General features: G+C 65.5%; 20 protein-coding genes. 11 read left to right on the forward strand and 9 right to left on the reverse strand.

The annotated features are described in order from the left end of the window. Positions 1-158 precede the first annotated feature (158 nt). From Q0894_RS00675 to cfa, 4 genes are all read right to left on the reverse strand, one after another. Positions 159-1,346 carry an amino acid aminotransferase gene (locus tag Q0894_RS00675; RefSeq protein ID WP_299230569.1) on the reverse strand — a complete coding sequence of 396 codons (1,188 nt, stop codon included), beginning with the start codon at positions 1,344-1,346 and terminating at the stop codon, positions 159-161. Next, positions 1,347-1,685: a 4a-hydroxytetrahydrobiopterin dehydratase gene (locus Q0894_RS00680; protein ID WP_299230571.1), complete on the reverse strand. Its 339-nt coding sequence runs from the start codon at positions 1,683-1,685 to the stop codon at positions 1,347-1,349. Between the two features lie 58 nt (positions 1,686-1,743). Further along, positions 1,744-3,717, reverse strand: coding sequence for a RecQ family ATP-dependent DNA helicase (locus Q0894_RS00685; protein ID WP_299230573.1), 1,974 nt, complete (start codon positions 3,715-3,717; stop codon positions 1,744-1,746). A gap of 143 nt (positions 3,718-3,860) precedes the next feature. Beyond that, positions 3,861-5,012 carry a cyclopropane fatty acyl phospholipid synthase gene (gene cfa / locus Q0894_RS00690; protein ID WP_299230575.1) on the reverse strand — a complete coding sequence of 384 codons (1,152 nt, stop codon included), beginning with the start codon at positions 5,010-5,012 and terminating at the stop codon, positions 3,861-3,863. 133 nt (positions 5,013-5,145) lie between these two features. Between cfa and Q0894_RS00695 the strand changes: the two genes are divergently transcribed. After that, on the forward strand, positions 5,146-6,603 hold the full coding sequence (locus Q0894_RS00695) for a sodium-dependent transporter (RefSeq protein WP_299230577.1): 1,458 nt from the start codon (positions 5,146-5,148) through the stop codon (positions 6,601-6,603). A 165-nt stretch (positions 6,604-6,768) separates the two neighbouring features. Then, on the forward strand, positions 6,769-7,596 hold the full coding sequence (cobA, locus tag Q0894_RS00700) for a uroporphyrinogen-III C-methyltransferase (RefSeq protein WP_299230579.1): 828 nt from the start codon (positions 6,769-6,771) through the stop codon (positions 7,594-7,596). A gap of 23 nt (positions 7,597-7,619) precedes the next feature. Here cobA and Q0894_RS00705 read toward each other — a convergent pair whose 3' ends face one another. Genes Q0894_RS00705 through Q0894_RS00720 form a run of 4 tightly spaced genes read right to left on the reverse strand, consistent with a single transcriptional unit; the run spans position 7,620 to position 11,369 of the window. Beyond that, a complete protein-coding gene (locus tag Q0894_RS00705) occupies positions 7,620-8,726 on the reverse strand; it encodes an ABC transporter substrate-binding protein (protein ID WP_299230580.1) in 1,107 nt (368 codons plus the stop codon). Beyond that, positions 8,723-10,096, reverse strand: a complete 1,374-nt coding sequence (locus tag Q0894_RS00710; RefSeq protein WP_299230581.1) for a sensor histidine kinase — start codon at positions 10,094-10,096, stop codon at positions 8,723-8,725. Before Q0894_RS00710 ends, Q0894_RS00705 begins: the two co-directional genes overlap by 4 nt. Further along, entirely contained in the window at positions 10,093-10,758 is a 666-nt protein-coding gene (locus Q0894_RS00715; protein WP_299230583.1) for a response regulator transcription factor, read from the reverse strand. The genes Q0894_RS00710 and Q0894_RS00715 overlap by 4 nt, the downstream gene beginning before the upstream one ends. Next, positions 10,755-11,369, reverse strand: coding sequence for a helix-turn-helix domain-containing protein (locus Q0894_RS00720; protein ID WP_299230585.1), 615 nt, complete (start codon positions 11,367-11,369; stop codon positions 10,755-10,757). The genes Q0894_RS00715 and Q0894_RS00720 overlap by 4 nt, the downstream gene beginning before the upstream one ends. 230 nt (positions 11,370-11,599) lie before the next feature. On the opposite strand from Q0894_RS00720, the gene Q0894_RS00725 reads away from it, so the two are divergent. The 4 genes from Q0894_RS00725 to Q0894_RS00740 all read left to right on the forward strand — a co-directional run bounded on the left by Q0894_RS00725 (position 11,600) and on the right by Q0894_RS00740 (position 16,170). Further along, complete coding sequence (locus Q0894_RS00725) at positions 11,600-12,586, forward strand: tripartite tricarboxylate transporter substrate-binding protein (protein ID WP_299230587.1); 987 nt, start codon at positions 11,600-11,602, stop codon at positions 12,584-12,586. 5 nt (positions 12,587-12,591) lie between these two features. After that, complete coding sequence (locus Q0894_RS00730) at positions 12,592-13,038, forward strand: tripartite tricarboxylate transporter TctB family protein (protein WP_299230589.1); 447 nt, start codon at positions 12,592-12,594, stop codon at positions 13,036-13,038. Next, positions 13,038-14,567 (forward strand): tripartite tricarboxylate transporter permease, encoded by a 1,530-nt coding sequence (locus Q0894_RS00735; protein WP_299230590.1) that lies wholly within the window; start codon positions 13,038-13,040, stop codon positions 14,565-14,567. The genes Q0894_RS00730 and Q0894_RS00735 overlap by 1 nt, the downstream gene beginning before the upstream one ends. 175 nt (positions 14,568-14,742) lie before the next feature. Beyond that, complete coding sequence (locus Q0894_RS00740; protein WP_299230592.1) at positions 14,743-16,170, forward strand: phospholipase D family protein; 1,428 nt, start codon at positions 14,743-14,745, stop codon at positions 16,168-16,170. 30 nt (positions 16,171-16,200) lie between these two features. Here Q0894_RS00740 and Q0894_RS00745 read toward each other — a convergent pair whose 3' ends face one another. Continuing rightward, the gene (locus Q0894_RS00745; RefSeq protein WP_132042420.1) at positions 16,201-17,127 is read right to left on the reverse strand and encodes a YihY/virulence factor BrkB family protein; all 927 of its coding nucleotides are present in this window, start codon (positions 17,125-17,127) and stop codon (positions 16,201-16,203) included. 203 nt (positions 17,128-17,330) lie between these two features. Between Q0894_RS00745 and Q0894_RS00750 the strand changes: the two genes are divergently transcribed. From Q0894_RS00750 to dcd, 5 genes are all read left to right on the forward strand, one after another. Beyond that, on the forward strand, positions 17,331-18,005 hold the full coding sequence (locus Q0894_RS00750) for a hypothetical protein (protein ID WP_299230595.1): 675 nt from the start codon (positions 17,331-17,333) through the stop codon (positions 18,003-18,005). 87 nt (positions 18,006-18,092) lie between these two features. Beyond that, positions 18,093-18,824 carry an RNA pseudouridine synthase gene (locus Q0894_RS00755; RefSeq protein ID WP_299230597.1) on the forward strand — a complete coding sequence of 244 codons (732 nt, stop codon included), beginning with the start codon at positions 18,093-18,095 and terminating at the stop codon, positions 18,822-18,824. Positions 18,825-18,972: 148 nt separating this feature from the next. Then, complete coding sequence (locus Q0894_RS00760) at positions 18,973-20,250, forward strand: hypothetical protein (protein WP_299230599.1); 1,278 nt, start codon at positions 18,973-18,975, stop codon at positions 20,248-20,250. 128 nt (positions 20,251-20,378) lie between these two features. Beyond that, complete coding sequence (gene apbC / locus Q0894_RS00765; protein ID WP_299230601.1) at positions 20,379-21,209, forward strand: iron-sulfur cluster carrier protein ApbC; 831 nt, start codon at positions 20,379-20,381, stop codon at positions 21,207-21,209. Positions 21,210-21,313: 104 nt separating this feature from the next. Beyond that, positions 21,314-21,880 carry a dCTP deaminase gene (gene dcd, locus Q0894_RS00770; protein ID WP_132042428.1) on the forward strand — a complete coding sequence of 189 codons (567 nt, stop codon included), beginning with the start codon at positions 21,314-21,316 and terminating at the stop codon, positions 21,878-21,880. Positions 21,881-22,073 lie beyond the last annotated feature (193 nt).

The raw sequence follows: 22,073 nt of genomic DNA on the forward strand, positions 1-22,073 counted from the left end.
TCTGACTGACTGGTCAAGTTCGGTCGTTCCACGGACGCCACGCGGCGCCCCGGGCCCCGGCGGCTATCGAGTCGATGGTTATCGAAGGCGCGAAGTCTACCCGAAATGCAGACGCCCGGGCAGGGCCCGGGCGTCTGAACTGGCTGAGGCGGTGTCGATCAGTTGACCGCCGCGATCGCCTTGGCCAGGTAGGGCAGGTTCTCATGGGAGAAGCCGGCCACGTTGGCCCGGCCGGAGCGCACCATGTAGATGCCGAACTCGTCGCGCAGACGGTCGACCTGTTCCGGTGTCAGGCCGGTGTAACTGAACATGCCGCGCTGTTCGGCCACGCAGGCGTACTTCTCGTCCAGGCCGTAGGGCTTGAGGGCCTCGACGAAATCGCGGCGCAGGGTGTTGATGCGATCACGCATCTCGGTGAGCTCCTCGCGCCAGAGGGCGGCGAGCTCCGCGGAGTGCAGGATCTCGCTGACGATGGCGCCGCCATGGGCCGGCGGGTTGGAGTAGTTTTCGCGGGCCACGATGGCGACCTGTGAGCGCACGTTCTCCATCTGCTCGGCGTTCCGGGCGACCATGATGAGGCAGCCGGTACGCTCGCAGTAGATGCCGAAGTTCTTGGAGCAGGAGCTGGTGATGATCACCTCATCGAGGTTCTCCGCCAGCAGGCGCACCCCATAGGCGTCCTCGTCCAGGCCCTCGCCGAAGCCCTGGTAGGCGAAGTCGACCAGCGGCAGCAGACTGCGCTCGCGAACGACTTCCAGCACCTGCTGCCACTGGGCCTGGGACAGGTCGAAGCCTGTGGGGTTATGACAGCAGGCGTGCAGCAGTACCACGTCGCCTTCCGGAATCTGCTTTAGCGCGCCAAGCATGCCGTCGAAGTCCAGTCGGTTCTCGGCATCTACATAGGGGTACTTGTGCAGCGTCAGGCCGGCGGCCGGGAAGATGCCCAGGTGGTTGGGCCAGGTCGGGTCGCTGACCCAGACGTCCTTGCCGGGCAGCTGGTTGGCGATAAAGTCCGCCGCCAGCCGCAGGGCGCCGGTGCCGCCGGGCGACTGGGTCGCGCTGGCACGACCGGCCTCGAGCACCGGCGACCCCTCGCCCAGCACCATGGGCAGCACCGCCTGGCCGTACGCCGGCGCGCCGTGAGAGCCGATGTAGGTCTTGGTGGTCTCGTTCTTGAGCAGCAGGGCCTCGGCTTCCTTGACGGCGCGCATTACCGGGGTCGTGCCCTGGGCATCCTTGTAGACGCCGACGCCGAGATCGACCTTCTGAGGGTTGGTGTCCTTCTTGAAGGCCTCGATCAGACCGAGGATGGCATCCCCGGGAACCCGCTCAATGTGTTCGAACATTTATTTCGCTACCTCGTCGGTTCTGGCGGCAAGAATGAAGTCGTTGCGGTGCAGGCCCTTGATCTTGTGTGACCACCAGGTCACGGTGACCCGGCCCCATTCGGTCAGCAGGGCCGGGTGATGATTCGCCTGTTCGGCGAGCTCGCCGACACGCTGGGTGAAGGCCAGCGCCTGCTGGAAATCGGAAAAGGCAAAGACCCGCTCGAGCTTCATGATGCCATCGCGCTCGACGATCTGCCACTCGGGCAGCTCGGCGCCGAGCCTCTCGATCTCCTCCTCCGTGGCCCGTGGCGCGTCGCTGCGGCAGGCCTCGCAGGCCTGTTGAGAAAGCTGGCTCATGGCGTCTCCTCCAGGAACGATGGTTCACTTCGCAAGGTCGTGCACCCGCGCCAGGCCGTCAAGCCGGGCGGTGCGAGACCCAGTCGCGCACGTCGGCATAGGGGTAGCCCTCGAGGGCGCCGAATCCCGGCAGCTGCCTTGCCTTGATCCGGGTGAAAAGAGGGGTGGTGATGCCGCATAGAAAGCGTGCCAGCAGGTCCGGCGTTACGGGGTGATCGTCCCCCTGATCAACCAGGCGTTGCCGGAGCTCGCCGAGCAGCGCGTCTGGCTGGCGGGTCGACAGCGGTTCACGCTCGGGCCCCTGGGGGAGTCGCGCGGGTTGGCCACGGCATGCCGAACAGTGGCCGCAATGCTCGGGGGCCCGGTCATCGCCGAACCACTCGGCCAGGCGACGGCTCAGGCAGCGCTCGCTCTCGAAGAGTTCGAGCATGGCATGCAGGCGGGCGATCTCGGCGGCTTCCTTCTCGCGAAAGTAGTCATGGAGCTCGTTGCTCAGCGCCTGGGGGGGTATATCGGGACTCAGTACCTCGAAGACCTCGGTGAGCTGGCGGCTCTGCAGCTCGAGCCAGCCCTTGTCGACGAAGTAGTCAAGCGCGGTGATGACCCGGCTGCGGGTGGTATCCAGGCCGCGCTCCCGGCCCAGCGCCTCAAGGCGGGTGAAGTCCAGGTCGTGCCAGGTGCGGGCCTTGTGGGAAGCATCGAGGATCGCCTGTACGAAGGCCTGGCGTTCGCCCTGGAAGCGGGCCACCAGGTTCTCGGGCTCGCACAGCAGCTTGAAGCGGTAGTCGGCGAAATAGGCGTGTCGTGGGCGAATGATGCCACGCAGTTCAAGCTGTACCAGCAGGGTCTTGAGCGGTAGCGGTCGTATATTGGCGTGCTGGGAGAGGGTGTTGAGCGTCAGCTCCCAGTGAGGCCCCGCACCCCGCAGCTCATCGATGACGCGGCGGATGCCGTGATGCTCCGGGGTGTCCCCGTAGACGAAGGTCTCCAGCACCCCCAGGGTGTCGTGGCCGGCCAGCATCAGGCAGCTGGAGGGCCTGCCGTCGCGTCCGGCTCGGCCGATCTCCTGACTGTAGTTCTCGATCGACTTGGGCAGGTCGAAGTGCACGACCGCACGGATGTCGGCCTTGTCGATGCCCATGCCGAAGGCGATGGTGGCGACGATGCAGTCACTGTGACCGGACATGAAGTCGCGCTGGATCGCCTCGCGTTTCTCGGCATCCAGGCCGGCGTGGTAGGCGGTGGCGCTAATGCCGGCCTTGCCCAGATAGGCGGCCAGGCGCTCGGCGGTCTGTTGCAGGGTGACGTAGATGATGGTGGGGAAGGGCGAGCCGTCGCCACGTTGTTGCTGCACACGTTGTTGCTGCAGCCAGCTCGCCAGCGCCCGATGGCGCGAATCCGCGGGGACCGGGGCCACCGCCAGGTCCAGGTTCTCGCGATAGAAGCCGGTCGCGGTGACGTCGCCTGCCGCGATGGTGAAGCGTTCGCACATGTCATCGATGACCCTGGGGGTGGCCGTGGCAGTGAGCAACAGCGCCTGGGGAATCGCGAACTCACGCTGGTAGTCGGGCAGCTTGAGGTAGTCGGGACGAAAGTTGTGGCCCCATTCGGAGATACAGTGCGCCTCGTCGACCACCATCAATGATATCGGCACTCGGCGAATGAAGGCGCGGAAGCGCTCGTTCTTGAGGCGTTCCACCGAGATCATCAGGATGCGTATCTCGCCACGCTCGACCGCTGCCATCACCGCCGCGGCCTCATCTCGGCTCTGCCCCGAGTCGATGCTGGCAGCGGCAATGTCGTGGCGGTTCAGGAAGGCAAGCTGGTCCTGCATCAGCGCCAGCAGCGGCGAGATCACCAGGGTCAGGTGGGGCAGGTGCAGGGCGGGAAGCTGGTAGCAGAGCGACTTTCCCGAGCCGGTGGGGAAGATGGCCGCCGCCGAGCGGCCGGCCATCACGGCCTCGATCACTGGCCGCTGGCCGGGACGAAAATCGTCGTAGCCGAAGACTTGCCGGAGTGTTTGCTGGACCATTGAGTGCCACTCCCTGCGAGTGCTGACGGGCCGCCAAGTATAGCCTCCCGGCAGGCGCCTCGTCCCCTCGACCACTGCGGAAAGCTTCTCAGGAATCCGATGGTAGGGAGGAACTAGGAGACACGCCTGGCAAGGCTGGTGAATCACCTCGGGGCGTCATAGCGTGCCATGCGGTCCCGGGAGAAGGCGACCTGCCAGAGCTGCAGGTGGCGTGCCCGGAAGGCGCCGGCGCACACCGCGAGGTAGTAGCGGAACATCCGTCGGGTACGCTCGTTGTAGCGGTCGGCAATTTCGTGCCAGTGGTCGTCGACATTGGCCAGCCACGCCATCAGGGTGCGGTCGTAGTCGGGGCCGAAGTTCTGCCAGTCCTCCATCAGCAGGTGCGGTTCGCTGGCACTGGCGATGTGCATCGCCGAGGGCAGCACGCCATTGGGAAAGATATACCTGTTGACCCAGGGGTCGGCACTGATCTCGGAGTGATTGGAGCCGATGGTGTGCAGCAGGAAGAGACCCTCCGCCGCCAGCAGCCGTTCCACGGTGGCGAAGTAGGTGGGGTAGTTGCGATGGCCTACATGCTCGAACATGCCGATGGAGACGATGCGATCGAAACGACCCGTCAGGTCGCGATAGTCCATCAGTTCGATGCTCACCGGCAGCCCGGAGCAGCGCTCCTCGGCCAGTCTCGCCTGTTCCCGGGAGATGGTGATGCCGGTGACCTCGACGCTGTGGTGGCGTGCGGCATGCTCGGCGAAGCTTCCCCATCCACAGCCGATATCGAGCACCCGCATGCCGGGAGCCAGTTCGAGCTTGCGGCAGGCAAGCTCGAGCTTGGCGCGCTGCGCCTCGTACAGTGAGTCTGCCGTCTTCCAGTAGCCACAGGAGTAGCACATGGTGGGGTCGAGCATGCGTTCGAACAGGTCGTTGCCGAGATCGTAGTGGGCCTCGCCGACGATATAGGCGCGAGCCTTGCTCTGCAGATTGAAGAATCCCGACTGGAGACGATACATGAGGCGCTCCGACGGGGTGTGGGCACGATCGCCGAGGCCGTGGCGAAGCAGTCGATAGGCCATCTCGTCGATGCGCTCGCACTCCCACCACCCATCCATATAGGCCTCACCGAGACCCAGGGTGCCCTGGTGCAGTACCCGGGAGAAGAAGTCCGGGTGATAGATCCGCAGATCTTGAGGCGCGTCACCGTTGAGGGTGACGCCCGAGCCGTCGAGTAGCTGTTCGATGACTCGGCGGGCACGGGTATCGGGGAGGGCGGTGGGTCTGATTCGAGGGTCACTGGTCATGGCTGGCTCCGCATCCCATGGTCTCGCGTATAGAGCATAGTCGAGCCTGTCAGCGAGGGAAAAATCCGGCACAATACACGGCTTTGCCACAGCCTTGCGGCGTGGCGGCGACACCTCAAGCGATGGGCATGATATGACGACGACGCAACCCCGGATTCAGTGGCTGGGCCGCTGGGGCTTCGTGCTGGCGGCAACCGGTTCCGCGGTGGGCCTGGGCAATATCTGGAAATTCCCCTACATGACCGGCGAGTATGGTGGCGGTGCCTTCGTGCTGGTCTACCTGGCCTGCATTCTGGCGGTCGGAGTGCCCGTGATGATGGCCGAGATTGCGCTGGGTCGCCGGGGACGAGGCAGCCCGATCGATGCGATACGCCGGACGGCCGCCGAATCGGGGCGGTCGAGCAGCTGGTCGCTGCTGGGCTGGATGGCGATGCTCTGCGGCTTCCTGATCCTCTGCTTCTATGTGGTCGTGGCCGGCTGGTCATTCGCCTATCTCTGGAAGATGCTCAGCGGTGGCTTGGCCGCCGGCAGCGTCGACGATATGGTGGCCATCTTCGCGGCCAACAATGCCAGTCCCTGGAGTCTCGGCCTGTGGAGCACCCTGGTGACGGTGATCACCACGGTCATCGTTGGCAAGGGGGTCCAGGGTGGCATCGAGAGGAGCGTTGGCTGGATGATGCCCGGCATGGTGGTGATGCTGCTGGTGCTGATCGTCTACGGCGTCTTCTCCGGCGGCTTTACCGACGCCCTGCGCTTCCTGTTTGTCTTCGACGCCGGTTCGCTCTCGAGTGAAGGATTGCTGGCGGCGCTGGGCCATGCCTTCTTTACCCTGTCACTGGCCTCCGGTGCCATTCTTACCTACGGCAGCTACCTGCCGGCAGGGGCTTCCATTGCACGTACCACGCTGACGGTGGCGGTGGCCGACACCCTGGTGGCGCTGATGGCGGGGCTCGCGATCTTCCCGGCGATCTTCGCCAATGGCATGGATCCCGGCGAGGGTCCTGGACTGATCTTCATGAGCCTGCCCCTGGCCTTTCAGTCCATGCCGTTGGGCACCCTGTTCGGGGTGCTGTTCTTCGTTATGCTCTCCATGGCGGCCTTGACCTCGTCGATCTCCATGGTGGAGGCCACCGTTTCCTGGCTCTGCGACCGTCATGGGCTTTCGCGCCGAGCCGCGGCCTGGGGGGCGGGCCTCGTGCTCTGGGTCATCAGCACGCTGGCGATGTTGTCCTTCAATGTTGGAGCGGACTGGACGCTGGCGGGCCGCCACCTATTCGACTGGCTCGACTACCTGACATCGCGCTGGCTGATGCCGCTGGGCGGCCTGGGCACGGCACTGCTGGCGGGTTTCGTTCTGCGTGCCGCGCCCATGCGGGACGAGCTGGGGCTGGCGTCGCCCGGGTATGCCCTGTGGCTGTTCATGGTGCGCTACGTCAGCCCGCTTGGCATCCTGTTGATCTTCGTCGATGCCCTGGGCATCGTCAGCGTGGAATTCGCGGTTCATTGGCCCTGGCTGCTGGCTATGCTGCTGGTGCTCGCCCTGGTCGGTGAGCTGGTCAGCCCTCGGCTCAGGCGCTCGCTTAACAACTGAACAACTGATACAGGGCTCCCGGTTGCCTGGCCGTTCGCCCTCGGCTCCGGGGGCGGACTCTTCTCCTAGCGGTTATATGCTTGTGTCGAACGATAAGTAGAAAATGCCTGCCTCATAAATTACTTTGTGGAATATAGTTCGGGTAATTTATGAGTGTTGAGGAATATGAAGCAAGAGTCGCCGCTAACCTCCGACCGGGCTCCCCGGCCCGCCGGCCATGTCAGCCTGGTGGGTGCCGGACCCGGCGACCCGGAGCTGTTGACGATCAAGGCGCTTCGGCACCTCGAGGCGGCCGAGGTGATCCTCCATGACCGCCTGGTGAGCGCCGAAGTGCTGGCCATGGCCAACCCCTTGGCACGGCGGCTGTATGTGGGCAAGGCACGCTCCGATCATAGTCTTCCCCAGTCCGGGATCAACCATGCTCTGGTGGAGTGGGCGCGCCAGGGCAAGCGAGTGGTGCGACTCAAGGGCGGTGACCCTTTCATCTTCGGGCGTGGCGGCGAGGAGCTCGAGAGTCTGGCGGCGGCCGGCATCGACTTCGAGGTGATACCCGGCATCACCGCTGCCTCGGGATGTGCAGCCTATGCGGGTATTCCGCTGACCCACCGCGACCACGCCCAGTCGGTACGTTTCATCACCGGTCATCTGAAGAACGGCAGTGCCGAGCTGGACTGGCCGGCACTGGCGAGTCCCGGGCAGACCCTGGTGTTCTATATGGGGCTGCATAGCCTGCCCGAGATCTGTCATCAACTGGTCGTCCATGGCCTGCCCGAGGAGACGCCGGTGGCCTTGATCGAACAGGGCTCCACCGCCCGCCAGCGCGTGCACCGGGGAAATCTTGCGGGGCTGCCGGAAGTCCTTGCCGCTGGTGGCCTGCAGCCACCAACCCTGATCATCGTCGGCGGCGTGGTGGCGCTGCATGATCGCCTTGACTGGTTTGAGCCCTCGCTGGCCGTTACCGCCGGATGGGAGACCGCTCGGCGGCGTCCCTGATCGAAAATCGTGCGCTCCTTGGCCTATTCGTCTTTTTTGGGTTCTTCGGCATTGCCGAGGGTTCGCCGAAATTCGCGTTGCCAGCGAGCCAGCAGGGCCTGGCGCTTGAGCCTGTCGAGGCCGGCGAGCAGGCCGGGCCCCAGATCGGGAGGGCGCAGGGCATCACCGAAACGCTCGCGCAACTGGGTGGCGGTTCCCGGGCCGCTCATGGCGGGGTGGAGGGCGCCCAAGGTGGTGGCGTCTGCCAGGGTGCGCTGCCCCTCCGGGCTGAGCAGAAAGTCCATGAACAGGCTGGCGCTGGCCAGATTCGGGGCCTGGCGTGGAACAAAGGCCAGGCGCTGGGTCACCAGGGCGTAGTCATCGGGGATGATCAGCGTGAGGTCAGGGTCATCCTCGACGACGGGAGTGGCGTAGCTGCCCAGGAGGTTATAGCCGATCAGTAAGCGGCCATCCTGGAGACCATCGAGCATCTGCGAGGTGGTCTCGACCAGCTGGGCGTCGACGTTGCCCAGGGCAGCCACCAGGTCCCAGTAGCGCGGCGAGAGTCGCGACTCTTCCATGGCGTAGGCATAGCCTGCGCCGCTGCTTGCCGGATCATAGGTGGCCACCCGGCCCGCCAGTTCCTCTGGATGTGTGGCCAGCAGCTCCAGCAGGTCGGCATGATTGCGCGGCGTGGCACCGATCTGCGCCAGTTCACGGTGCACGACCATGACGATGGGCTCGAAGGTGAAGGCGACCAGCTCGCGACGCCAGTGTGCCCACGTCGGCCAGTCGTCGGGAATATGGGCGCGTAGAGGGCGGGCATGGCCGGCGTTGGCCAGCGCGAACTGCCAGGGCATGGCCGAGGAGATCATCACGTCGGCCTCACCGGGATGTAAAAGGAAGCGCTCATTCAGCGCCAGGGTCGTCAGGTTTCGGTAGGTGATATCGACCCCTGGGTGGCGTCGCTGGAAGGCGTCCAGCAGCGGTCGCGCCTGGGGCAGGTCGAGGGCGGCGTGAATCACCAGCGGCGGGTGCGGTATGGCGTCGTCCCTTGCGGTCAGGTGCAGGGTCTGGGCGGCGTGAGCATGAAATGGCAGCAGGTAGATCAGAGCAAGGAACAAGCCTCGGACGAGTAAATGACGGTTCACGATGCTGTCTCCGGAAATATCAGCTCCACCCGCAGACCGCGGTCCGCTTCACCCTCGCTTAGCGAGAGTCTCGCGCCATGCTTGCGGGCAATGCCGTCGACGATGGCGAGTCCCAGCCCCGAGCCCTCACCGTCGTCGCGGCCACGATAGAAGGGGCGCAATACCGGCAGTCGCTGCTCGGCCGAAATGCCCGGGCCGTCATCCTCGATGAAGAGCCGGGGAGGGTGGCTCAGTACGCCGAGGGTGATGCGGCGAGCGCCATAGCGGCGGGAGTTGTCGATAAGATTGGTCAGGGCTTCCTGGAGCTGCCAGTCGCTCGCCGCGACCAAGACCGGTGACGCGGGGCAGTCGGCACCGAGGTCGACACCCGCCTGGTGGCAGGTCACCCAGTGCGCGCGCACCGCCTGGCGTACGCAGTCGTTGAGGTCCAGGGGAGTGAGCTCGGGGCGCTGTTCGGGGTTGTCGAGACGGGTCAGCGACAGGAGTTGCATGGCGAGCCGTGCGCTCCGTTCGCCGGCGGCGTGAATGGCGGTCAGGGCGGTGTGCCACTGCTCGGGTTGCGTCTGGCGCAGGGCCAGCTCCGCACGCGCCGAGATGCCGGCCAGGGGGGTGCGCAACTGGTGTGACGCATCACCGATGAAACGCTCCTGGTTGGCACGCACCCGCCGCATCCGCGCCAGCAGGTCATTGAGTGCCTCGCGCAGCTCGGCGAGCTCCCGGGGCAGCTCCAGCTCCAGTGGGGCCAGCGTGCGGGGGTCTCGAGTACGGATCGCCTGGCGCAGGCGCGTCAGCGGCTTCAGCGCTCCGCGCACGGCCATCAGCAGGGTCGCTATCGCCAGCGCCCCCATGCCCAGGATGCCCGCCAGGTTGCCGCGCAGCAGCTCGAGGCGCAGGGCGTCACGTCCTTCGCGGGTGTGGGCAACCCTGACCTCGAACCGCTCCTTGCTGCGCCAGCCCTCGAGGTGCGATCGGCGAATCCCCAGGCGCAGGCGCAGCTCCTGCCAGGTGATATCACGATAGAACAGGAGGGCGTCATCGGTGTCGTGGGTGTCGGCGATGGCAGGCAGCAGGGCATTGCCGGTGATGTGCCGGCCCTGCTGGTCGACCAGGCTGTAGAAGACACGCTCCTGGGCATCACCCGCGAGCATCTCCAGGGCCGCGGGGGGCAGGTCGAGCCAGAGCCGCCCATCCTGCCACTGTACCTGCTCGGCGATGGCCAGGCTGGAGGCGTCGAGCAGACGGTCATAGGCACGGTCGGCGGTGGCCCTGGCCTCCAGCCAGGCCTGCAGCAGCAGCAGGGCGCCCAGTGTCAGCAGCGGCAGGGCCAGCCAGGCGAGCAGGCGTCCATACAGGCTGTGGGTGAGCGTCACGACTCGGCTTCCAGAAGGTAGCCCAGGCCGCGTACCGTTCTGAGGGAGAGCTGCTCGGTGGGGAGACGCTTGCGCAGGCGGTGCACATAGACCTCGATGGCGTTGTCACCCATCGGTTCACCGCCGAAGGCCTCCTCGGCGAGTCGGGACTTCTCCACCGGTTCACCGGCATGGCGAAGCAGGCAGGCCAGCAGCCGCTGTTCCCTGGGCGGGAGCGGAAAGGGCTCGCCGCTGAGGGTGAAGCCGAGGGTGGTGGCGTCGAGCTCGAGCGGCCCCAGCGTCAGGCGAGTGGTGCGGGCATGGCGACGCAGCAGGGCCCGTACTCGAGCCTCCAGCTCATCCAGGGCAAAGGGTTTTCCCAGATAGTCATCGGCGCCCAGATCGAGGCCTCGGACACGATCGGCCACGGCGCCGCGAGCGGTCAATATCAGCACCGGTGTCTCCCGGTCATGGCGGCGCAGTGCCTCGAGCACCTCGAGGCCTCCTGCGCCGGGCAGATTGAGGTCGAGCAGCACCAGGTCGACGCCGTGGCCGACGGTCGCCAGGCGCGCCAGTGCCGTATCGCCGTCGTTCAGGTGATCGACCCGGTGGCCCTCGCCACGCAACAGCTCCAGCAGGGAGTCGGCCAGCAGGGCATCGTCCTCCACCAGCAGCAGCTTCATGACACCTCCTCGGCGTCGGCCCCTCCCGGGCGACACTCCAGGCTGGCGGTGGCCCGGGCCAGGGCCTGGGAGGCCTGGTTGCTGTTCAGGCGCCCCGTCGGCCCCGAGAGGGCCAGCCAGCGCCGGGGTACGCCCGGTAGTTCGGGCAGTGGTTGGGTGACCATGACACCGCCGGCGAAGGCGAGGCAGGGCGGCATGCTGGGGTCCAGGGGCCACCCCATGCCCGGATGCAGGTCATGACGCAGCGGAGTGGCGGGCAGGGAGGCGAGGCGGCACTCGACCGTCTCTCCGACCTGCTCCAGCAGTGAGGCCGTCTCGCCGAGCTCCCTGGCCATCTCATCGAGGAGTGGCTGGACCCGGGCGGCGAGTCGTTGGGCGGGCGCCTGTCGGCGTGCCAGCCGCCCGGGGCTGTCGCCCAGTTGCCAGAGGCCATCGCTACCGCGGCGCACGTAGTCGAAGCGGGCCAGCGAGCCGAGTAGCCGCAGCAGGGTGCTCTTGTAGAAGCCGGTGGCCTGGGCCAGTTCGGCGAGGCTCATGGTGGTGCGCTCTCCGTCGAAGGCCTCCAGTACCGTCAAGGCGCGCTCGACGGCTTCCACGCGATCCTGCGCCATACTCGAAATCTCCTTGGGGACGACACCGCCAAGCGGGGTTGCGGGGTGGCACCCGGCGGCGTCGTACTTTGGTCGCAATCCACCCGGGCGGTGTTGACGCCTCGGGTGGTGCCCACTAGGTTTCTACTCTGAAGAATGAGGTTCTGCCTTACAGAATTGTAAGCCAGATGACAGTACCCGGCAAGACGCCTGCTCTTGCTTTCACCCGACACAATAAAGGGGACACCTTCATGTTGATCAAGACGTCGCTCAGCCTCGCCGCCGTCGCCGCACTGACAGTCGGCGCCGGAAGTGCCATGGCGTTCGAACCCGAGGGCAAGGTGGAGTGCATCGCGCCCGCGGATCCCGGTGGCGGCTGGGACTTCACCTGCCGAAGCGTTGGCAATGTCCTGCAGGACCTGGACCTGGTGCCCGGTAACGTTCAGACCCTGAACATGGCGGGGGCCGGCGGTGGTGTGGCCTATGCCCATGTGGTGAGCAAGCGTGCCGGTGACGAGCAGCTGCTGGTTGCGGCCTCGACCGCCACCACGACCCGCCTGGCCCAGGGCCAGTTTCCGGGCATGGACGCCGACATGGTCAACTGGATCGGGGCACTTGGCGCCGACTACGGCGTGATCGCGGTCGCCGCGGACTCCGAGTACCAGGATCTGCCGGCCCTGATGGAGGCGATCGACGAGGATCCCCGCAGCGTCAAGTTCGCCGGGGGCAGCGCCAAGGGCGGCTGGGACCATCTGAAGGTACTGATCGCCGCCGATGCCGCCGGTGTCGATGAGCTTCCACGAATTCCCTACCTCTCCTACAACAATGGGGGAGAGGCGATGACCCAGGTGGTCGGCGGCCACGTGGATGCCTTTACCGGCGATATCTCCGAGGCCCAGGGGTTCATGGAGTCGGGGGATCTCAGGGTTCTCGCGGTGCTTTCCGAGGAGAGGCTGCCAGGAGAGTTCGATCAGATTCCGACCGCCATCGAGCAGGGTATCGAGGCCGTGGGTCCCAACTGGCGTGGCTTCTATATGCCCGCCGATATCTCCGACGCGTCCCGTGAGTACTGGCTCGAGGCCATGGATACCATCTATGAGAGCGATCAGTGGAAGGAGCTGATGGTCAGCAATGGCCTGATGCCGTTCCATATGACGTCCGAGGAGTTCGAGACCTTCGTCAAGGAGCAGATCGCCGATATCGAGCAGCTCTCCAAGGACATCGGGCTGATCCAGTGAGTACCATGAACGATCGCATCTTCGGCATTCTGCTGATCACCCTGGCCGTCGCGTACGGCTGGGGTGCCACGCAGCTTCCTGCGCCCTTCGGTGGCAGCGAGGCGGTGGGGCCCGAGACCTTCCCGCTGCTGCTCTCCGTGGTGCTGGTCCTCGCAAGCCTCTATCTCGTCGTGCGCCCCGATCCCGACAACGCCTGGCCCTGGAGTCGCACCGGCCTGGAGCTGGTGATAGCGGTGGTGGTGCTGGTGCTTTATGCGGCGCTGTTGCAGCCACTGGGCTTTATCATCAGTACGACCCTGGCGGTGGGTACCCTGTGCTGGCGGATGGGTAGCGCCCCGCTGCGCGCCTTCATCACCGGGGCGGCCTCCGGGGTGGGCGTGTTTCTGCTGTTCAACTTTGCCCTCGATCTGGCCTTGCCGTTGGGGCTGCTCTCTTTCCTGGAGGTGAGTTGATGGAGACCCTCGGCTATCTGATCGACGGCTTCGGGGTAGCCCTGGCGCCGCATAATCTGATGTTCGCACTGCTCGGCGCCTTCCTGGGGACGCTGATCGGTGCCCTGCCGGGCCTGGGGCCGGCCAACGGGGTCGCGATTCTGATCCCGCTGGCCTTCAGCCTGGGGCTGGCGCCCGAAACGGCACTGATCATGCTGACCGCGGTCTACGCCGGGGCCATGTATGGTGGACGGATCTCCTCGATCCTGCTCAATATCCCCGGCGACGAACCGGCGATGATGACCTGCCTGGATGGCTACCCCATGGCCCGCCAGGGCAAAGCCGCCGAGGCGCTGGCGATCTCTGCGGTGGCGTCGTTCATCGGTAGCCTGATCGCGACCATCGGCTTGATCCTGCTGGCGCCGCTGCTGGCGCGGTTTGCCTTGACCTTCGGCCCCGCGGAGTATTTCGCGCTGTTTCTGCTGGCGTTTGCCACCCTGGGGGGGATCACCGGCAAGAACCCCATGAAGACAGTGGTGGCGGCCTGTATCGGCCTGATGATCGCGACAGTGGGGATCGATAACACCGGCGTGCAGCGCTATACCTTCGGTGTGCTGGAACTTTACGAAGGGGTGGACTTCATCATCGCCATCGTCGGCCTGTTTGCCATCTCCGAGTTGCTGTTCTTCATCGAGGAGAAGGCCGGCGGCGGCAAGGAAAAGATGGTCGTCAACAAGCTGTCGCTGAAGTGGGCCGATATCCGCAATATCCTTCCGTCGAGCCTCAGGGGGGGTGTGCTGGGGTTTATCGCGGGGGTGCTCCCGGGGGCTGGGGCGTCGCTGGGCAGCTTTATCGGCTATACCCTGGAGAAGAAGGTGGTCGGCAAGAAGGGCTATTTCGGCCAGGGTGACCCGCGTGGCGTGGCCGGCCCCGAAGCCGGCAACAACGGGGCCTCCAGCGGTGCGCTGGTGCCCATGCTGACGCTGGGGGTGCCGGGAAGCGGTACCACGGCGGTACTGCTGGCACTGCTGATCTCGCTGAACATCACCCCCGGGCCCTTGATGTTCACCCAGAATGCCGACATCGTCTGGGGGGTGATCGCGGCACTGCTGATCGGCAATTTCCTGCTGCTGCTGTTGAACATTCCGTTGGTGGGGATCTTCGTGAAGCTGCTCTCGGTGCCGCCGATGTTCCTGCTGCCGATCGTGACCATGGTCGCCTTCGTGGGCATCTACTCGATCAGCAACACCACCTTCGATCTCTACTTCATGGTGGCCTTCGGCGTGGCGGGCTATCTCTTCCGCAAGCTGGAGATTCCGCTGGTGCCGATCATCCTCGGCCTGCTGCTGGGCCCCGAGATGGAGAAGAACCTGCGTCACGCCATGGATATCTCCGATGGTGACTGGACCGTGCTTTGGGATAGTGGCCTGGCCATCGGGCTGTGGGTGTTCGCCGGTCTGGGGCTGATTCTGCCCTATGTCGTTGGCCCTCTGCTGCGTCGACGCATGAAGGTCGCGTCGGCATCGTCCGGCAACCCCGAAGGGGACTGAGCCTTCCCGGGGGTGGCGAAGCGGGGCGTCGACTCGGTCGGCGCCCCGCTCTGTCTTTAGCGGGCCATGGCTCGCGCACTGCGCTTTTCCTTCTGCCCGGGTATGCTGGTCCGAGTATCAGCAGAGAGTGAATCATCGGTGGGGGCGGCAGATGGTCAGGACGAGGACGCGACGCATGGGACTGTGGATTCTGGCGGTGCTGGTGCTGGCGTGGGGCGGCATGGGGATCTGGCAGCGCGCCAAGCCACTCCCCGACGGGCTGGGTGTGACCCATCCCGAGCGGCCCGCCGAACAGGTGCGCTTTCTGGCCGATCGCACCTGGTATGACGCCCAAGGCAGGCGCCATCTCGACCAGGCCATCTTCGATGAGGCGCTGGCGTTGATCGGGCAGGCACGTCGGCTGGTGGTGGCAGACATGTTCCTGTTCAACGACTTTGCCGGGAGTGCCGCCGGCGAGGCGTTCCGCCCCCTCTCGGCGCAATTGACCCAGGCGCTGATCGAGCAGAAGCGTGACTACCCAGAGCTCGATGCCGTGGTGATCACCGACCCGCTCAACACCCTCTACGGCGGCCTCGTGCTCGATCACTTCGAGCGCCTGCGTCAGGCAGGGGTGCGGGTGGTCGAGACCGATCTGGCCCGATTGCGTGCTTCCAATCCGTTCTGGTCCGGGCTATGGCACCTGGGGCCGCGTTGGCTCGGCAATCGTGCCGATGGCGGCTGGCTGCCCAATGTGCTGGGGCCGGGGCGCGTCACCCTGCGCAGCTATCTGGCCCTGCTCAACTTCAATGCCAATCACCGCAAGACGCTGGTGGTGGATCGCGGTGAAGAGTGGGCGGGGCTGGTGACCTCGGCCAACCCCCATGATGCCAGCAGCCTGCACGGCAATGTGGCGCTGGCCTTCCAGGGGGCAGCAGCGCTGGACCTGCTGGCCAGTGAGCGGAGCGTGGCGTCCTGGTCGGGTATCACCCTGCCCGACCCCGGACCCGGCCCGGCATCCCCGCCGCCGTCGGCGGGGGCTAAAGTGCAGCTGCTGACCGAGGGCGCGATTCGCGATGCCCTGCTGGCCGCCATTTCGGCCAGTGACCCCGATGACCGCCTCGATGTGGCGGTGTTCTATCTGGCCCACCGCGGGGTGATTGAGGCACTGGTGCAGGCGAAAAGCCGTGGCGTGCGGGTGAGGGTGCTGCTCGATCCCAATCGCGACGCCTTCGGCATCGAGAAGGGGGGGATTCCCAATCGGCCGGTGGCCCTCGAGCTTCATCGGCAGGGTGTGGAGGTGCGCTGGTGCGTGACGCATGGCGAGCAGTGTCACACCAAGTTACTGCTGCGTCGTCCGGCCGGCGGCGGTCAGGGCGAGCTGATTCTGGGCTCGGCAAACTTCACTCGACGCAACCTGGATAATCTCAACCTCGAGACCAGTGTGCGCCTGGTGGGGCCGGCCGATACGTCGGCTCTCCAGGATGCCGGGGCCTTCTTCGATGAGCGCTGGAACAGTTCGCCCGAGCGTACCACCAGCGAGCCGTTTGACGCCTTCGAGAAGGCGTCGCTCTGGCAGCGTCTGCGCTACCGTGTCATGGAGGCGACGGGGCTATCCACCTTCTAGCACCGGCGGCAGGCATCGCCTCGCTGGTCATTAATCCACATGGGTGACGGCCTGGCGACGAGCATCCAGGTGCCAGGGCAGGCCGAGACGGGCATTGCGCTCCAGCTCGGCGATCACCTGGGCACCCAGCAGCAGGATGATCGCGCCGACCTCCAGGCTCAGCAGCACCACGATCAGGGTGGCCAGGGAGCCGTAGACGGCGTTGACGAACGAGAGGTTAGCGAAGTAGTAGACCAGCAACAGGCGAACCCCCTCCCATAGCAGGGCGGCCACGAAGCCCCCTATCAGGGCACGACGCAGGGCGATCCTGACGACCGGGAGCACCTTGTAGATGGCGCTGAACAGCAGGAATACCCCGACGAAGCTGGTCAGGTTGAGTAACGGCTCGGAGAGCCCGGCCAGGGGCAGACCGTGTCCCGTCAATGCCAGTGTCAGGGTGTTGAGGCCGCTGACCAGGCTGACCACCAGGGTGAGTGCCAGCAGGCCCGCCCCCAGTACCACCATAAAGGCGTAAGGGAGCAGTACCGAGACCCAGACGCTCCTCCCCTGGTGCTGGGAGTCCGGGGCGTGGAAGATGATCGCCAGGGCATCCTCGAGCATGCGGAAGGCGAAGGAGCTGAACAGAAGCAGGACAGGAAAGCCCAGCAGGCCGATTACCTCGCGCGACTCGAGCAGGGCGCGTACCGCTTCCAGCAGTACCTCGGCGTGGGCCGGTGCCAGGTGGCGGGCCTGGATCGAGAGCACCTCCAGCAGGTGCGCCCTGTCGACCACCTCGGCCAGCAGCACCACCAGCAGGGCAAACAGCGGCACGATGGAGAGCAGGATGTTATAGCCCACCCCGCCGGCGAGCAGCACGCCGCGGTTGCGCAGGAAGGCGCAGAGTACCCGCCACAGGAAACGTGTGACCCGCGGAAGCAGAGTGAGGGCAGGGGAGTGTGCAGGAGAGGAGGGTGTCATCGGCATGGCGATCCGCGGCAATTACCTCATCATACGCCCGCTCTGCCATCTGTCGTCAACGCGACACTTCGGTGTCGATCCTGCATCCCATGCGGAGAATGCGCATGGCGGGGTGTTACCGGAGCCCGCATAATGCGGTGGAACCGTTACCGGTGACTCCCCCTGATACTCTGTCACCCACCTTCTATCGACACTGAGACTCCATGGCAAAATTCGAAGAGATCGGCACCGCTTCCATTCCCGGTCAGGGCACCAGGCTGCGCCTGCTAAAGCGTAACGATGAGTTCTCCATTCGCATCGCAGGCTCTCCCGGTGAGCTGATGAACACCCGTCTGCACGGCTCCGAGGACGCCCTGGCTGAGCTGGCCTGCGAGCGAGTTGCCGAGCGTCCCGGCGCCCGGGTACTGGTAGGTGGGCTAGGAATGGGCTTTACCCTGGCGGCGGCACTCGCCGCCCTGGGCGAGGATGCCGAGGTCGTGGTGGCCGAGCTGGTGCCCGGCGTGGTGGAGTGGAACCGGGGGCCGCTGGGTGCTGCCGCCGGCCACCCGCTGAACGATGCGAGAACGCGGGTCGTGGTGGGAGATGTCGGAGAGCTGCTGCGGGACGAACCCGGCGGCTTCGATGCCATCCTGCTTGATGTCGACAACGGCCCCGAGGGACTCACACGCCGCGAGAATGACTGGCTCTACTCGCCGAAGGGGCTGGCCGCCGCCCAGCGGGCGCTGCGTCCCGACGGGGTGCTGGCGGTGTGGTCGGCGGGCGAGGATCCGGCCTTCACCGAGCGCCTGCGGCGGGTCGGGCTGCTGGTCGAGACGGTCACGGTGCGTGCCCAGCGCCCGGGCAAGGGGGCCAGGCACTGCATCTGGCTGGCTTACTGAAATGCCGGCCAGGCGAGTCGCAGTGACGCTTCCTTGCCTGACCCGGCAGCTTGCGAACAGAATCTTATTCCCAGGGAGAGCCCCACGATGAATGAAACGGTTGGCGGGGAGCGACTCTCCAAGCGGCTGGCTCGTGAGCTGCCCTGCTCACGCCGCGAGGCCGAGCTCTATATTGCCGGAGGCTGGGTGAGCGTCGATGGCCGGGTCGTTGAGGAGCCCCAGTTCAAGGTCGTCGACCAGGCGATCACGCTGCTGCCGGGAGCCACCCCCCGGGAGATTCCGCCGGCGACGCTGCTCTACCACTGTCCTGCCGATATGGACGCCAGCGAGGGAGAGGATCTGGCTAGACGCGTGATTCGCAAGGCCACCCACTGGTCGGACGACCCTGCCGGAAAGGGGGTGTTGAAGGCGCACTTTCGTGGCCTGGTCACCTGCCTTCTGCTGGGGCCCGAGGAAGCGGGCTTGCTGGTGTTCACCCAGGATCGTGGTGTTGTCCGACGCCTCGAGGAGAAGCGCTCGCGGCTGGAGGAGGAGTGGCTGGTGGATGTGACCGGCAGCCTGGACGAGCATGGGATGGCGGCATTGAGGGAGGGCTCGACGCTACCCGGTCAGCGCCTGACAGCGTGCAAGGTCAGCTGGCAAAGCGAGAATCGGTTACGCTTCGCCGCCAAGGGGGCGAGCCCGGGTCAGTTCGAGTCGATGTGCCGGGCCGTGGGCCTGGGCGTGGTGGCTAGCCGGCGCCTGCGCATTGGTGGCGTGTCATTGGGTGCGGTGCCTGCTGGGCGATGGCGTTACCTGCGTCGCGACGAGCGCTTCTAAGACCCGGCGACGGCACACGGAGGTCCTTTCCCCGGTCGGTGCCGCTCTGTATGCTAATTTTGAGAACCGGTCACAGCTTGGCTTCGGCCATCGAGTGCCGAGCGGGTGTCGACCCCCAGGCTGAATCAATAACGAAAAGGATGCATCCATGTCGGAAATCAATCAGACATCACCGTTCAAGGACAATCGCGTGCGTGGCCTCGCCGGGGTGGCAGCCGTCGGCATCGTCTGGGCGATCATCGCCCAGTCCAGTGCCGGCAGCCACAAGGAGGCTCGGGAGACGCTGGAGGCCGAAATGGCGGTGCTTGAGTCGCGCAACCAGGCATTGAGCACTCAGCTGGAAGAGCACAGGCAGGCCGGCAAGGAGGTCGAGGCGCTTGAGGCCGAGATCGCCGAACTCGAGCAGCGTCGTCAGACCCTTCAGGACGATGTCCAGGCGCGTGAGGCCGAGGCGCAGGAGCGCCTGGAAGCCGTTCAGGCCGAGATCACCAGCGCCGAGAGCCGGCTCGAGGAGTTGCAGGAGTCCCAGCAGGCTCTGGAGACCCGTATCGCGACCCTCGAAGAGGAACAGGCGACGCTTGAGCAGGCCCTGAAGGAGCTGAAGCAGGAGCGCGATACCGTGGAGCAGGCGCGGCGTGACGCCGAAGAGGCACGTGAATCCGCCGAGAGTGCCCGCCAGGAGGCCGAGGCCCAGCGTCAGGATGCCGAACAGGCGCGCCAGGCCGCGGTGGAGGAGCGTCAGGCGGCCGAGGAGGCACGTCAGCAGGCGGAGTCCAGCCTGGATGGCCTGAAGGAAGAGATCGCTTCTCTGGAGGAGAACAAGACGACGCTCAAGGAGCAGGTCGAGTCCAGCAAGGCCGAGCTCGATAAGCTGCAGACTCGGTTGACGGAGCTTGGTGAAGAGCGAGATGCCCTGACACAGGAGCTTGATTCTCTGGGCAAGGAGCGTGATGCGGCCGAGCAGGCGGTCAAGGATGCCCAACATCAGCTAGAGGAGACCAAGCTAGCCATCGACACCGGACGTGATGAGCTTGCCGACGTGGAGAGCAAGGTCGAGAGCCGAGAGACGCAGCTTCAGGAGCTGGAGTCCCAGCTGGCCTCCTGGCGCCGCAAGCTCGAGTCGCTGGAGATGAGTAGCGAGGCGTCAACCGCCGCGAGCGGCGAGACGGCATCGTCTTCGGCCAACCAGAGTGAAAACGGCAAGGACACCGAAGCCGCAAGTGCGCAGCAGGGCGATGGTAACGCCCCGAACCGGGATGGCGAGGAGGCATCGTCCCCCACCGAGACCGATCTCGGCCTCGATGCCGAGGCCGGTAGTGCGCCACAGGGCGATGGCGACACCCCGAGCCAGGGCAGCGAGGGTGAATCCACCGATGCGGCGGCGAGCGCCGAGTCGGACTCCGAGGCCTCTACCCGGCAGGAGTAAGACAGGGCGATATCGCGTCGCGAGAACGGCGGCGGGCCAGCAAGGCCCGCCGTTCGTTTATGGCGAGTTCGGTCGCCTTGCCCCAGGGCGTATAATGGTACGCAGCGTGTCGGCCGCGAGCCGACGCGATGAATCCAAGAGAGAAGGAGCAGGACGTGATCGAAGGGGTCAAGCATATTGTCGCCGTAGCATCCGGCAAGGGCGGCGTGGGCAAGTCCACCGTCACCGTGAACCTGGCCCTGGCCATGGCCGCGGAAGGCTATCGCGTGGGCATTCTGGATGCCGATATCCACGGCCCCAGCCAGGCCCAGATGCTTGGCGTGGGCGAAGGCGTGCGGCCTCAGGGCGCCGGCGAGAATGCCATGCACCCGCTCCAGGCCCATGGCATCCAGGCCATGTCCATGGCCTTCATGGTTGATATCCGTGAGCCCATGGTGTGGCGCGGGCCGATGGTGGCGGGTGCCTTCCAGCAGCTCATGAATCAGACCGTCTGGGACGACCTGGACTACCTGTTCATCGACATGCCGCCGGGTACCGGCGACATTCAGTTGACCCTGGCCCAGAAGGTGCCGGTGGATGGAGCCGTGATCGTCACCACCCCCCAGGATATCGCGCTGCTGGACGCTCGCAAGGGCATCGAGATGTTCCGCAAGGTCAATGTGCCGGTGCTCGGTGTGGTGGAGAACATGTCGCTGCATACCTGCTCGAACTGCGGTCATGCGGAGCCGATCTTCGGCGAGGGGGGCGGCGAGCGTATCGCCCATGAGTACGAAACCCGTGTGCTCGGGCGTCTGCCACTCGCGCTCTCCATCCGCGAGCAGGTCGATGGTGGCCGGCCCACGGTGGTGGCCGAGCCGGAGGGCGAGGTGACCGGTACCTTCCGGGACATGGCACGCCAGGTAGTTGCACAGCTGCAGGGGAAGACCAGCGACGGACCGAGCATCTCGTTCAGCGACTGAGCCTTGAACTAGCGGGACGGCGTGACGCCCGTGCCCAGGGCCGTTATCATGGCGGCCTCGGGCACTGTCTGCCCCCGACTTTCACAGCCGCAGGATAGGTTTCGATGAGTATCAAGTCCGACAACTGGATTCGCCGCATGGCCGAGCAGGAGGGGATGATTGAACCCTTCGAGGCCGATCAGGTTCGCTATGTGAACGAGCGTCGGGTGATCTCCTACGGAACGTCCAGCTACGGGTACGATGTGCGTTGTGCCGACGAGTTCAAGGTGTTCACCAATATTCATTCGGCGGTCGTGGATCCCAAGGCCTTCGACGACAAGAGTTTCGTCGATGTGAAGGGAGACGTCTGCGTGATCCCGCCGAACTCCTTTGCCCTGGCGCGCACCGTGGAGTACTTCCGCATCCCGCGCAGTGTGCTGACCATCTGCCTGGGCAAGTCCACCTATGCCCGTTGTGGCATCATCGTCAACGTGACCCCGCTGGAGCCCGAGTGGGAGGGGCATGTCACCCTGGAGTTTTCCAACACCACCAACCTGCCGGCCAAGATCTACGCCAACGAGGGCGTGGCCCAGATGCTGTTCCTGGAGTCCGACGAGGTGTGTGCGACCTCCTACAAGGATCGTGGCGGAAAATATATGGGCCAGCGGGGTGTGACCCTGCCGCGTACCTGATCCGGCTTCGCCGGGCCAGGAGCCTGAAGAGCGGCGCTTCGCGCCTGGAAGCCTGAAGCTGGAAGAAAAATCGCCCCCACGGCCTTGCCATGGGGGCGATTCACATTAGGCTGCTATCCAGCTTCCAGCTTCCAGCTTCCAGCTTCCAGCTTCCAGCTTCCAGCTTCCAGCTTCCAGCTTCCAGCTTCCAGCT

This window comes from uncultured Halomonas sp. (assembly GCF_947501415.1).
In the GTDB taxonomy this organism is placed as follows: Bacteria; Pseudomonadota; Gammaproteobacteria; order Pseudomonadales; family Halomonadaceae; genus Halomonas.